10 protein-coding genes are annotated in these 13,777 nt (G+C 40.2%); all 10 read left to right on the top strand.

What is annotated here, in order from left to right:
• Positions 1–143 precede the first annotated feature (143 nt).
• A complete protein-coding gene (locus NST81_RS11565; RefSeq protein ID WP_048623641.1) occupies positions 144–1,370 on the top strand; it encodes a Zn-dependent hydrolase in 1,227 nt (408 codons plus the stop codon).
• 116 nt (positions 1,371–1,486) lie between these two features.
• Positions 1,487–3,013: an NCS1 family nucleobase:cation symporter-1 gene (locus NST81_RS11560; protein WP_048623640.1), complete on the top strand. Its 1,527-nt coding sequence runs from the start codon at positions 1,487–1,489 to the stop codon at positions 3,011–3,013.
• A gap of 92 nt (positions 3,014–3,105) precedes the next feature.
• Positions 3,106–4,455: an NAD(P)-dependent oxidoreductase gene (locus NST81_RS11555; protein ID WP_341029925.1), complete on the top strand. Its 1,350-nt coding sequence runs from the start codon at positions 3,106–3,108 to the stop codon at positions 4,453–4,455.
• A gap of 17 nt (positions 4,456–4,472) precedes the next feature.
• A complete protein-coding gene (gene preA / locus NST81_RS11550; RefSeq protein WP_048623638.1) occupies positions 4,473–5,753 on the top strand; it encodes an NAD-dependent dihydropyrimidine dehydrogenase subunit PreA in 1,281 nt (426 codons plus the stop codon).
• A gap of 19 nt (positions 5,754–5,772) precedes the next feature.
• Positions 5,773–7,188, top strand: a complete 1,416-nt coding sequence (gene hydA / locus NST81_RS11545) for a dihydropyrimidinase (RefSeq protein WP_048623637.1) — start codon at positions 5,773–5,775, stop codon at positions 7,186–7,188.
• 58 nt (positions 7,189–7,246) lie between these two features.
• Positions 7,247–7,483 (top strand): hypothetical protein, encoded by a 237-nt coding sequence (locus NST81_RS11540; RefSeq protein ID WP_048623636.1) that lies wholly within the window; start codon positions 7,247–7,249, stop codon positions 7,481–7,483.
• A 358-nt stretch (positions 7,484–7,841) separates the two neighbouring features.
• Positions 7,842–9,569, top strand: coding sequence for an ABC transporter ATP-binding protein (locus NST81_RS11535; RefSeq protein WP_412678311.1), 1,728 nt, complete (start codon positions 7,842–7,844; stop codon positions 9,567–9,569).
• Positions 9,570–9,732: 163 nt separating this feature from the next.
• The gene (locus tag NST81_RS11530; protein WP_003355255.1) at positions 9,733–10,581 is read left to right on the top strand and encodes a MurR/RpiR family transcriptional regulator; all 849 of its coding nucleotides are present in this window, start codon (positions 9,733–9,735) and stop codon (positions 10,579–10,581) included.
• 793 nt (positions 10,582–11,374) lie between these two features.
• A complete protein-coding gene (murQ, locus tag NST81_RS11525) occupies positions 11,375–12,259 on the top strand; it encodes an N-acetylmuramic acid 6-phosphate etherase (RefSeq protein WP_003355254.1) in 885 nt (294 codons plus the stop codon).
• 20 nt (positions 12,260–12,279) lie between these two features.
• A complete protein-coding gene (locus tag NST81_RS11520) occupies positions 12,280–13,659 on the top strand; it encodes a PTS transporter subunit EIIC (RefSeq protein WP_048623633.1) in 1,380 nt (459 codons plus the stop codon).
• Positions 13,660–13,777: the final 118 nt, after the last annotated feature.

Raw genomic sequence — 13,777 nt, 5'->3', positions numbered from 1 at the left:
ATGGAAGTTTTCTTGGTTTGAATTATCGTAATTTTCTTTAAATGATTTTAGGCTGGCTATTTCTTCAATGAAGGAATAAGGAAATAGATAAAATAAGGCGATCAATACGACAATTTGAAATTGTAAATAAGGAGGACTGCCAAATGCAACAACAAAAGATCTTAATTCATTCGGACAGATTGAAAAAGACGTTAGAAACGTTTGCGGAATTTGGTCGTACAAAAAATAATGGGGTCACACGATTATCTCTTTCAAAGGAAGATATAGCGGCTAGAGATTATTTTGTTTCGTGTTGTAAAGAAATAGGAATGACAGTAAAAATGGATGATATGGCTAACATTTATGCAACGATGGCAGGTGTTGAAGACAAACCTCCTCTTGTGATGGGCTCACATTTAGATTCGGTAACGAAAGGCGGAAGGTTTGACGGTGTTCTTGGCGTGGTTGCTGCATTAGAAATTGCTCGTACGCTTCATGATCATCATATTCAACCAAAGATTCCATTTACGATTGTCAATTTTACAAATGAAGAAGGAGCAAGATTTGAACCGGCCATGATGTCTTCAGGTGTACTTTCCGGGAAGTTTGAGAAAACGGAAATGATGAAGAGCCGAGATACTGACGGGATAACATTTGGTGAAGCCTTAGCTGCTAGTGGATATAAAGGTGATATTGAAAATCGTTTGAAGGAAGCTACCGCTTTTTTAGAAATGCATATTGAACAAGGGCCGGTATTAGAAAGTGAAAATGTGAAGATTGGCATCGTAGAAGGTGTAGTTGGAATGGTGAATTATGAAATGGAAGTAACCGGTGAATCAGATCATGCCGGCACAACACCAATGAACATGAGAAAAGATGCCCTCTTTACAGCAACGGATATTATGACTGATTTGCGTAAAAAACTAAATCAATTAGACAGTGATTTAGTGTACACGGTGGGAAGAATGAACGTTCTTCCCAATATACACACGGTGATTCCGAATAAAACTATTTTTACGCTTGAAGCAAGACACAAAGATCCGAAAGTCATCCATCAAGTTGAAGAAGCCATTCAAGATTTACCGAAATCGCTAAAAGGCTGCGCTATATCCGCAAGAAAACTATGGGGGCGTGATACGGTAGTGTTCGATCAAAAACTATGTGATCGACTGGAAAAATCAGCTCAATCGCTCGGTTATTCAAGTAAAAGAATGTACAGCGGAGCGGGGCATGATGCCCAATTTATTGCCAGTTATCTGCCTACAGCTATGATATTTGTACCTAGCGTCAATGGAAAGAGCCATTGTGAAGAAGAGTTTACATCTTATGAAGAATGTGCGAATGGAGTGAATGTCGCTTTGGATACGGTTCTTTCCATTTTGGATTATTGATTCGTACCGTTGAAAAATATGTATAAATCATTGAGTGTCGATTTTTAAATCTGAATATTACGTTTATTCAAAAAACAATTTATTGATCATCATAAATTGATTAAAGGGTGAAGTCTATGAAATCGCAAATAGAAGAAAATGGCATAGTCACTTTAACCAATGAAGCAATGGATAGTATAAAAGGGAGCAACTTATGGAATGAAGACTTAAGGCCGACAACGAAAGAAGAACATTCATGGTCGGGCATGAATTTTGCTACTTTGTGGATGGGGATGTGCCTTATCATTCCTTCTTATACAATGGCCAGTGGCATGATTTCCCTGGGAATGAACTGGTGGCAGGCATTGCTCACTATTTTTCTTGGGAATTGTATCGTCTTGATTCCCATTTTATTAAATGCACATGCTGGAGCAAAATTCGGTATCCCATATCCGGTGTTTGCCAGATTATGGTTTGGTTCCAAAGGAACTCACATCCCCACCTTGGCACGTGCCATTGTTGCGGCTGGTTGGTTTGGAATTAACACATGGATTGGCACAACAAGTATAGACGCTCTTTTTGCCCGTGTTTTTTCGGGATGGGTGAATTTTCCTTTTCATACAGCGATTGTATTTATGATTTTTTGGGCGCTGAATGTTGGCATAGGAGTGAAAGGGCCTGAAGCGATCAAATGGCTAACGATCATTGCAAGTCCGATTGTCGGTCTTTCTTCCATCATCTTATTCATTTGGGCAATGACCCATATTCATGGTTGGGGGCCGATTTTAACAGCACCAAGTAAATTTCATTCTCTTGGAGAATTTTTGTCCACTTTCTTCCCTGCTTTAACGGGTGTTATAGCTTTTTGGGCAACCTTAGCCCTAAATATTCCTGATTTTGCTCGTTATGCCCGACAACAAAAATCGATGATGGTTGCACAAAGCTTGGCTCTACCCATAACTATGACGGTATTTTCTTTTATTGGGATATTTGTCACATCCGCAACCGTTGTGATTTTTGGAAAGGCTATTTGGGAACCCGTTGAATTATTAGCAAAATTTCCGACATTCATTGTTTTCCTTGGAGCCATTGTCATTGTTATTTCATCCATAACCGTAAATGTAGGGGCAAATCTTGTCGCTCCTGCCCGAGCTGCAGAAAACTTGTGGCCAAGGAGAATTACATTTTCCATTGGTGCTATACTGACCGGTTTATTTGCTATAGCGATGCAGCCATGGTATCTCATGTCGAATTTTCAAAACTTGATTTTTGGTTTTCTTGGAGGATACGGCGCTCTTCTCGGACCTATCGACGGTATTGCCATCGCAGATTATTGGATTGTTCGTCGACGCCGTTTGGCGTTGAGAGAATTATATCAAGTGAATGGACGTTATAGTTATTCTTCAGGAGTGAATAAAAACGGCATTTACGCTTTAATCATTGGAATTGTGATTCCGCTGGCAGGTTTAGTTATTCCGAGTTTGTCTTTCCTATGGAGCAATGCTTGGACGATAGGTTTGCTCGTGGCAATGGCGGTTTACAGTTATCTTATGCGCGACGATAAAAGTCTTCTATCATTAAAAGAGTATGAGGAAATAACCCTTTTTATGAACAACGATGAAACAAGTCAGAATCAATCAGCTGCGGTGAATGAGCTAAATTAAGTGACAGAGAATGAGGTCAAGGTAACAATATATTATCAGATATTATGAAAGTTAGGAAAGGATTTAAAAAACCAGATAAAAGGGGTGTTCGAATGCAATCTTCAGTGACGTTGGATGATTTGCCATTGAATTTTCAAGAAGTAAAAAAAGATTTAAGTCCTAAAGAAGCGGTTGATGAAGCAAACCGATGTTTATATTGTTACGATGCCCCATGTACGAAGGCCTGTCCGACTGGTATTAACATTCCTGCTTTTATCAAAAAGATCGCTTCTGAAAATTTAAAAGGGTCTGCTCGTGTTATATTAGATGCTAATCCATTGGGAGCGACGTGTGCAAGGGTCTGCCCGACAGAGGAATTATGCGAAGGAGCTTGCGTTTTAAATGATATTTCAGTTCCTGTTATGATTGGGCAGTTGCAAAGGCATGCAACGAATTGGGCAATCCATCATCATCAACCGCTTTTTAAAAAAGGAAATCCTAATGGTAAGAAAGTGGCCATCATCGGAAGCGGTCCGGCGGGATTGTCTGGTGCCAGGGAACTTGCCCGATTAGGATACGAAGTAACGATTTTTGAGGCAAAAGAAAAAGCCGGGGGCTTGAACACTTATGGTATCGTGCCGTTTCGATTGCCGCAAGAAATTTCACTTTGGGAGGTAGAACAAGTAAAACAGCTGGGGGTAGAAATTCTGACTAATACAATTTTTGATGAAGATATTATGGTAAACGAGGTGATGGAAGATTATGATGCAGTATTGCTGGCTATTGGAATGGGAAAGGTTCCGATGCTCGGCATCCCGGGAGAAGAGCTGCATGGAGTGTATGATGCGATTCAATTAATTGAAGAAATTAAAGATGGTGATATCACTGATCGTTTTATTGGAAAGCGTGCAGCAGTGATTGGAGCGGGAAATACAGCTATCGATGCGGCTACTTGTTTAAAACGTATGGGAGCATCTAATGTAAAGATCGTTTATCGAAGAAGTGAATCTGAGATGACGGCTTATGCCAGTGAGTATGAATTTGCCAAGCAAGAAGGAGTGGAGTTTAGATGGTTGACCCAACCGACAGAGATCATTGACGACGGGAACGGAAATGTGGGGAAATTGAAATGTTCTCGAACGAAATTAGGAGAACTTGATCATTCGGGAAGACGTTCCGTTGAAATAATTGAAAATTCCGATTTTTCTATGGATGTAGATATTGTCGTGAAAGCCATTGGTCAAACCCGTCATAAAAAATTGATTGAAGAACTTGGTTTAGAACATGATCAAGGCATCGTCAAAATTGATCCCGTAACCCATCAAACCTCTAATAAAAAATTATTTGCCGCCGGGGATGTCGTTTTTGGGAAGGGACAAGGTGATGCAATGGTTGTCAGTGCCGTTGAACAAGGAAAAAAAGCAGCACGCGCCATTCATAGGCACATACAAAGCAGCTTGTAAAAAAGGAGGAAAACGAATTGGCAGATTTACGAATTCATTTTGCCGGAATTCAATCAATGAATCCTTTTTGGTTGGCATCCGCGCCGCCAACCAATTCAGGATATCAAGTTCAGAGGGCTTTTGAATCAGGTTGGGGCGGAGTCGTTTGGAAAACGTTGGGCGATCCGATTCTGAATGTTTCTTCACGTTTTGCTGCATTCAATTATAACGGTCAAGTGATGGCGGGCTTTAATAACATTGAATTAATCACTGACAGACCGTTGGAAGTCAACTTAAAAGAAATTTATGAAACAAAAAAGAAGTTTCCTAAACATGTGATCGTTGCTTCTTTAATGGTAGAACCAAATCAAGAAAAGTGGCATGAGATTGTAAAAAGGGTGGAAGACGTTGGCGTTGACGGACTTGAATTAAATTTTGGCTGTCCGCATGGCATGGCAGAAAGAGGGATGGGAGCTGCCTCGGGGCAAGTCCCTGAATTGGTTGAAAAACAAACGTATTGGGTAAAAGAAGTAGCTCAAACCCCCGTGATAGTGAAATTGACCCCCAATATTACGGATATTACAGCAACGGCCTATGCTGCTGTTCAAGGCGGCGCTGATGCCATCAGCTTGATAAACACTATTAATAGTTTGATGGGGGTTGATTTGAATACATGGAACACGATTCCGAATGTAGCGGGAAAAGGAACGCACGGCGGTTATTGCGGTCCGGCTGTTAAACCTATTGCATTAAATATGGTGGCTGAATGTGCGCGTCATCCGGATATTTCTGTACCCATTTCGGGGATCGGAGGCATATCTACTTGGAAAGACGCAGCGGAATTTATGTTGATGGGAGCGACAAATATACAGGTATGTACAGCTGTCATGCAGCATGGATTTAGTATAGTGGAAGACATGATTGATGGGATGAATAACTATCTTGAAGAAAAAGGCTTACATTCAGTTATGGATCTTATCGGCCAATCTGTACCGAAGTACACAGATTGGGGCGATCTGGATCTCAATTATAAAGTAGTTGCCCACATTAATAATGAATCATGCATTCATTGCAATAAATGTTACATTGCCTGCGAAGACGCTTCACATCAATGTATTGAAATGCTATCAGATGAAAATGGTGAAAACATCTTAAAGGTAAGAGAGGAAGATTGTGTCGGTTGTAATCTTTGCTCCATCGTTTGCCCGGCAGAGGGGGCTATTGATATGGTGGAAAAACCAAGTCCAATCCCTCTCACATGGAATGAACGGCAGAAATTAATTGACCGTTTCTTATCCAATCAAAAGATGATTAGTTAAAAGATATGGAGGGAAAAAGATGAAAAAATTAATTAAAAATGGAACTATTGTAACGGCTGTTGATACGTATCAAGCGGATATTCTCATTGAAGGAGAAAAAATTGTTCAAATAGGTTCTGACTTGCTTGCCGATGGTGCAGAAGTAATCGATGCAGAAGGCGCATACGTATTTCCTGGGGGCGTAGATCCACATACACATTTGGATATGCCGTTTAATAACACGGTGACTGATGATGATTGGGAAACGGGAACGATTGCTGCCGCGTTCGGCGGAACCACTACGATTCTTGATTTTTGTCTTTCAACGGAAGATGACACTTTGAAAAAAGCCGTTCAAAGATGGCATGAAAAGGCGAAAGGAAAAGCGGCCATTGACTATGGATTTCACTTAATGCTATCCAATTTAGATGAACAAGTCGTTCAAGAATTGCCTGAAGTGCTTGAAAGTGAAGGAATCTCTTCTATAAAAATTTTTATGGCATATGCCAAGGAATTCCAAGCAGATGATCGGACGTTGTTTCGAACTTTTCAAATAGCTAAAGAAGCAGGAGCATTAGTGATGGTTCATTGTGAAAACGGAACAGTTATTGATGAACTTGTTAATCAAGCCTTGTCGGAAGGACACACTGAACCTATCTACCATGCTCTAACCAGGCCGCCTGAAGTTGAGGGAGAAGCAACTCACCGAGCCATTGAATTGGCTAAAATCGCCGATTCACAATTGTATGTGGTCCATGTTACATGCCTGGAAGCAGTCAAACAAATTGCTGAAGCACGCGCTAAAGGATATAAAGTATGGGGAGAAACGTGCCCGCAATATTTGGTTCTTGATCAATCTTATTTAGAGAAACCGGATTTCCAAGGGGCAAAATACATTTGGTCGCCGCCTCTTCGTGAAAAATGGAATCAAGATGTTTTATGGAATGCATTAAAGTCAGGCGTGTTGCAAACAGTGGGTTCTGACCATTGCTCTTTTAATTTTAATGGGAAAAAACAACTTGGTCGCCATGATTTTTCGAAGATTCCAAATGGCGGACCCTTTATTGAGGATCGATTCAGTATTTTATTTTCTGAAGGCGTGAAAAAAGGTATTTTGACATTAAATCAATTTGTTGATATTGTTTCCACTCAAGCCGCTAAATTATTTGGAATATTCCCTCAAAAAGGCACGATCGCTGTAGGAAGTGATGCGGATATTGTCATTTTTGATCCTAATGCAAAACGCTCGATTTCCGCTAATACCCATCATATGAACGTTGATTATAGTGCGTTTGAGGATATGAAAATTGTAGGAGAACCGATTTCGGTGCTTTGTCGCGGTCATTTTATTATTAAAGATAAGCAATTTGTAGGCACATTAGGAAGCGGTAAATATTTAAAACGCAGAAAATTCAACCAGGAAATAACGCCGACGGTATCTCAAGCAAAGATATAAAAAACGTATTGATTAAAAGCTACAGTTGGTCTTACCTGTTAAACAGGAGGTGTTCGAGATGTTTGATTCTGAATTATTCAGGGATGAAAAAAGAGAGATTGATACATTATTAGAAAAAGGGTATCAAATTGTAGCTGTGACGGAAAATTTAAGCGGTGCTTTTGTCGATTTTCGAATAACAGACAATCACAAACAAACTGAAGAAATAAAAACATTGCATATTATGACACCGAATGGTAGAAAATACTACTCAACAAAAATGCTTTTAAGAAAAAAGTTTTCTGAAACGATATAAATAACTATAAAAAATAAGAAAGAAATAAATTCCCTTATAGCAGATAACTATTATTTGTTATGCTATGAAGGGAATTTTTTTATGCTCTTCAAAATATAAGAGATTCCTAGTGAAGACGAACTTCGTTTACGGTTGTTTTTCAATGTTTGAGTTTGTTTTATCGTAGTGTTCCCGCCAGCAAATCCTGTATAAGCGTATCCTTGATCTGAAACAGGATTAGTTGTTTATCTTCTCTGTTGGATCGTATTGTAAAGTGCTTATGTTGCTTTTCCAAGAAGAGAGGAATCGACTGCAACGTTGTTGAAATATTTAGCGATAGAAGGAGTTGATTGGAGTGGAGAAAAATCGCCAAATACAAATGGACAATTGGAAAACTTTTTGGCAGTTAATCCGGAGCACGGATCCTCCCAAATGGATTTTGTTTTTGGCTGTAGCTTTCAGTTTGATCGAGACAGCGGTTGGACTCATAGTACCGTGGTTTACTAAATCTCTTGTTGACCAGATTTCTGAATCCGCGTTAAAGCCATCCATCATTCTTATACTTGCTGCTTCATTTATCGTTCAAACGATCACTTCTGGTTTTTCTTACTACTTCCTTACCTATATTGGAGAATATGTGGTGGCGGCGATTCGTAAAAAGCTTTGGAATCAGGTTTTATTACTGCCTGTTCCTTTTTTCGACAATCACGAATCAGGAGAAACGATGAGTCGAATTACTCAAGACACCAATACGGTGAAAATGCTGATCACCCAACATTTCGTGACGTTTCTGACCGGATTCATTTCGGTGGGAGGGGCAGTCTGTATTCTCCTTATTATCGACTGGAAAATGACCCTTATGATGGTGACGGCAGTTCCGGTTTCGCTTCTTCTCCTTTGGCCGCTTGGACAAAAAATGTACAAAATTTCAAAAGCCACCCAGGATGAAATGGCCGGTTTTTCCGCTCATCTTGGCAGAGTTTTGTCCGATATTCGTCTTGTCAAAGCTTACAGTGCAGAGAAAGAGGAACAAAAAAACGGGGAACAAGGGATTCATCATTTATTTCAATTCGGTCTAAAAGAAGCGAGAATACAGTCTGTCATTTCCCCTTTTATGACATTTGTGATGATGCTTGTTTTAGTTCTATTAATCGGCTATGGCGGCGTTCGTGTAGCCTCGGGCACGCTTTCATCCGGCTCGCTTGTCGCCATCATTATTTATATGGTTCAAATCGTTGTTCCTTTTAGCCAGATGGCTGTATTTTTCACCTCATTTCAAAAAGCGATGGGCGCAACAGAACGAATCCAAAGCATTTTGTCCTTTGAGAAAGAACCGATCGACAGATTGCCGGCAGTACAAAATTACGATCAAGACATACATTTTCGAAATGTTTCCTTTTCTTATAAAAAGGGAGAGCCTGTACTCAAACAAATAACACTCACTATTCCTTCAGGAAAAACAACAGCGATCGTTGGTCCTAGCGGCGGTGGAAAAACGACTTTGTTTGCTTTGTTAGAGCGATTTTACACCCCCGACGAAGGAGAAATATTGCTAGGGAAAACCAATATTGAAGAATTTCACTTACATTCGTGGCGCCGCAATATCAGTTATGTCTCACAAGAAAGCCCGATGATGTCAGGAACGATACGAGACAATATTTGTTATGGACTAAGTAGAGACGTTTCCGATCAAGAAATCATACAAGCGGCTAAACTGGCAAACGCAGCGGAATTTATCGATCGGCTTCCAAAAGGATATTGGACTGAAGTGGGGGAACGGGGAATCAAATTATCAGGTGGACAGCGGCAGAGAATCGCCATTGCACGCGCTCTTATACGCGATCCTAAAATCCTTCTTCTGGATGAAGCGACCTCAAACTTAGACAGTTCATCGGAAGTTCTTGTTCAAAAGGCCTTGCAGCGGCTGATGGAGGGAAGAACAACCATTGTTATTGCCCATCGTCTCTCAACGGTTATCGACGCAGACCAAATGGTTGTATTAGAGAAAGGGGTTATCACCGGGATCGGCACACATAGAGAATTGCTGCAAACCCATCCTCTCTACAGAGAACTTGCCGAACAACAACTACAGACTAGCTCGGAGTAATCATAAATGATATTTTTTGGATCGCAATGTTCAGACATGCCGTATAAGAAAAATATTTGTGTTTAAAGGATAGAAACGATACTTGCGATTCCTTTATCAGTTGACTCCTTTTCCAATTTCATTTTATAGTGAAACAAAGTAGTTGCATAATGGGGGAAATCATGTGAATTCGTTACTCGAGAGAATTAAGAAAGAATGGCATAAACTTACGGATGCAGAGCGGAAAATAGGTGAGTATATTTTAGAGCATCCTGAATTGGTTCCACATATGACGACGAAAGATTTATCGGAGAAAACGGGAGTCAGTGAATCAAGTGTAGTGAGGTTTTGCAAATCCATTGGTATGACGAGTTTTAAAACGTTTAAGATGGAGCTAGTCAAACATTTAACATTATCTGAAACAAATATTTCTGATTTCTCCATTTTACAGAAAAAAGATTTACCTTATGATTTATTTCAAAAAGTGACGTATGTGAACAAGTTAGCGATTGAATCCGTACTGACATCGTTGGATCGGAGAGAATTAGACAAAGCAGTAGATGTGATACAAAAGGCAAGAAAACTCGTTTTTTACGGTGTCGGCGGCTCAGCAACGGCTGCTTTTGATGCTCAGTACAAATTTACAAAACTGGGATTTCAATCGATCATGGCTCATGATTTTCACTACTTGCTTTCTCTTATTCCTTATTTAGATGAACGGGATGTTTTTGTGGCGATCAGTATGTCGGGGAAAACGAAGGATGTCCTTGAATTAGCTCAATTTGCCAAAAAAAAAGGCGCAACAGTGATCGCTATAACCAATATGGATAAATCTCCTCTTTATAAGAAAGCAGATATTCGGCTGTGTACACCGGTTGTCGAACAAGATTTTCGGATAGGAACCATTTCTTCAAGGATGGCACAACTTGATATTGTGGATGCCCTTTATGTAAGCGTGTTTAATCGAATTGGAGAGAAAGTAGTGGATCGGTATTATGAGGCAAGAAATGAAGCAGTGAAATTGCGTAGATAACCTTGAATCCAAAAAACATCCTTGGAAACGAAGGATGTTTTTTTAATGTGCGCCCGGCATGTACATGAACTATAGGGTGTAAGTCCCGAACCCCGAAGACAGAAGTAGAGGTTAGCCAAGAGCAAGGGTGTCCGTGGTGACGCGGAATCTGAAGGAAGCTGGAGGCAAAACACCGGTCCGAGGAACACGAACCTCATATAAGGCTAGGTATGATTGAGTGAGTTTGCATAACAAAACAAAGCTCTTTCTGTCGAAGGTCATATCGAGTAAATGAGGCGGATAGATGGTGTGAAAGTGCATGTACTTACCCGGGGAGGTCTGGCGGATATGTGAAGTACTCTTCATAACCTACTTAGTGATAAGTAGCTGAACCGTCAGAAGTCAGCAGAGGTCATAGTATTAGTTGGTCTAGAACAACTAAGAAGGACCGAACAATTAAGAGAGAATAGCCCTTGGTATTCAGTGAGTCATGATGAACACAGAAAACGTAGTACCTCACTTGAGGGAGGAAGCGGTGAATCCCGTGGGAGACCTCTTGGAGGGTGGAGTGACCACTGGCATAAAGAGAACAGCTATTCACGGAAGTTATAAAGACTTGCGTCAATTATCTTAATTGAACCGCCGTATACGGAACCGTACGTACGGTGGTGTGAGAGGACGGGAGTTAATCGCTCCCTCCTACTCGATTTCTGATAAATGAAACAAAATTTCAAAAATAAAAATGTAATTATTGACATTTTATTTCAGTCATATACAATAAAATCAAAAAATAAGTTTTAAAAAGGATGATTAGATGCTTGAAAAATTGACAACAGAACAAAGAAATGCCAGCACGATGGACTTAGATTTAATGTCAACAAGAGAAATATTGGAGGTGATGAACCGAGAAGACCAAACGGTTCCGCAAGCAGTTGCAACGCAAATCCCTTTGATTGAAAAAGCTGTTCAGTTGGTGATCCGATCTTTTCAAAATGGAGGCCGACTTATTTATGTAGGGGCTGGTACAAGCGGCAGATTAGGGGTTCTCGATGCAGTAGAGTGTATGCCTACATTTAGTGCACCTAAAAACATGGTAACAGGTATTTTAGCAGGAGGTTTGGAAGCGCTTACTAAAGCGGTGGAAGGAGCTGAGGATAACGAATCTTTAGGAAAAGATGATTTGAAATCGATTTTCTTAAATGAAAACGATACGGTCATCGGATTAGCTGCGAGTGGAAGAACGCCCTATGTAAAAGGAGCGCTGTCATATGCAAAAGAACAAAAAGCGAATACGGTGAGCATTAGCTGCAATAAACAGGCAGAGATTAGTCAGTTGGCTGATGTGGCTATTGAAGTCGAAACAGGACCGGAGGTGTTAACGGGTTCTACAAGACTAAAAGCAGGAACCGCGCAAAAACTCGTACTGAATATGATTTCAACAGCTTCCATGATCGGAATAGGGAAAACCTATCAAAATTTAATGGTAGACGTACAACCGACGAATCAGAAGCTAGTAGAAAGATCAAAGCGAATCATTATGGAAGCGACGGATGTTGATTATGAAACAGCCAGCCAATATTTTGAAAAAGCCAATCATCATGTAAAAGCAGCCATTATTATGATTTTACTTAAATGTTCATATGAGGAAGCCATAAAAAAACTGGAGAAGGCAAAAGGGTTTATTCGCAAAGCACTTTAGATCGGCTTGGAGGGAGAAGTATGACAAAAGAAGAACAGATTGCAAAGAAGATTCTCCAATACACGGGCGGTAAAGAGAATATCCGCAAATTGGCACACTGTATGACGAGAGTACGTCTTGAATTGAAAAACGAAGAAAAAGCGGATATAGAGGCATTACGGCAAATAGAAGGTGTCATGGGGGTCGTGGATGACGGCACTTTACAAATTATTGTAGGTCCGGGAACCGTTAATAAAGTAGCCGATGCCATTAGCCGTTCGACAGGGATTAAAATAGGAGAAGAAACGGCGGAACCAGATGAATTGACTTTTGAGGAAAGAGCGGCACTTAAAAAAGCCAATATAAAATCGAAAAATCAGACGCCTTTTAAAAATTTCTTGAGGAAAATAGGGAATATTTTTATACCTTTAATCCCTGGTCTTGTAGCTTCAGGGATTATCAATGGAGCAGCGAACTTTGCAAAAAATGTTGGTGTAGATGACAAGACGACTTGGATGCAAATTTTATTGCTAGTTGGTAGTTGTATTTTTACGTATTTAGCTGTTTTAGTAGGTTGGAATACGGCAAAGGAATTTAATGGCACTCCGGTTCTTGGAGCCATTGCCGGCATGCTGTTGTTTAATCCGGGTCTTGCTGAAATTCATATTTATGGAGATGCTCTTATCCCTGGGCGAGGCGGTTTATTCGGAGTCATTTTTGCTGCTTGGTTGATGACGGTTGTAGAAAAACAAATCAGAAAGATCATGCCGAATTCAATTGATATTATTTTTACTCCACTTATTACGGTATTGATCGTTAGTATTTTAAGTCTTTATGCGATACAACCTGTTGCAGGAGTCGTGGCCGATGGCATCACGACCGGAATCAAAGCTATCTTAGATGTCGGTGGCGTTATAGCGGGTGCGATATTAGCCGGATTCTTCTTGCCGCTTGTCATGCTTGGATTGCATCAAGGATTAACGCCTATTCATCTTGAATTAATTCATGCTACAGGGAGCACCCCGTTATTGCCTGTTTTAGCAATGGCAGGCGCCGGTCAAGTTGGTGCTGCGATTGCCATATTTGTCAAAACTAAAAATAAAAAATTAAGAAGTATTATTAAAGGGGGATTACCTGCAGGCTTTCTTGGAATAGGGGAACCGTTATTGTATGGAGTTACTTTGCCGTTGGGAAGACCGTTTGTTACAGCTTGTTTAGGGGCAGCGGTTGGCGGGGCCTTTCAAGCTTTTATGAAAACAGCTGCTTCTGCTATAGGAGTATCAGGTTTGTCGCTTACACCACTTATTGTTGATAATAAATATTTTTATTATCTAATAGGCATTGTGATCGCTTATGCATGTGGCTTTATTTTCACTTACCTATTTGGTTATAAAGAAGAAATGTCGGAAAACATAAAATAATAGAAATATATTTTCGTTCAATGAAGAGAGAAGTGTCTGACAGCCAATCCATCTTGTATATAGGATTTTTCTATAAGAGTGGCCCCTATATAGATCGATGTCTGACACTTTTCTTTTT

Origin of the sequence: Bacillus sp. FSL W8-0223 (assembly GCF_038006805.1) — a bacterium.
Lineage (GTDB): Bacteria > Bacillota > Bacilli > Bacillales > DSM-4216 > Bacillus_O > Bacillus_O smithii.
Note: the sequence above shows the minus strand (reverse complement) of the source record. Positions and strands in the feature narration are given on the sequence as shown.

What these genes read in the sequence shown, in the direction of transcription:
- NST81_RS11565 (WP_048623641.1), top strand. Translation starts at nt 144, where the DNA reads ATGCAACAACAAAAGATCTTAATTCATTCGGACAGATTGAAAAAGACG.
- NST81_RS11560 (WP_048623640.1), top strand. Translation starts at nt 1,487, where the DNA reads ATGAAATCGCAAATAGAAGAAAATGGCATAGTCACTTTAACCAATGAA.
- NST81_RS11555 (WP_341029925.1), top strand. Translation starts at nt 3,106, where the DNA reads ATGCAATCTTCAGTGACGTTGGATGATTTGCCATTGAATTTTCAAGAA.
- hydA (WP_048623637.1), top strand. Translation starts at nt 5,773, where the DNA reads ATGAAAAAATTAATTAAAAATGGAACTATTGTAACGGCTGTTGATACG.
- NST81_RS11540 (WP_048623636.1), top strand. Translation starts at nt 7,247, where the DNA reads ATGTTTGATTCTGAATTATTCAGGGATGAAAAAAGAGAGATTGATACA.
- NST81_RS11535 (WP_412678311.1), top strand. Translation starts at nt 7,842, where the DNA reads ATGGACAATTGGAAAACTTTTTGGCAGTTAATCCGGAGCACGGATCCT.
- murQ (WP_003355254.1), top strand. Translation starts at nt 11,375, where the DNA reads ATGCTTGAAAAATTGACAACAGAACAAAGAAATGCCAGCACGATGGAC.
- NST81_RS11520 (WP_048623633.1), top strand. Translation starts at nt 12,280, where the DNA reads ATGACAAAAGAAGAACAGATTGCAAAGAAGATTCTCCAATACACGGGC.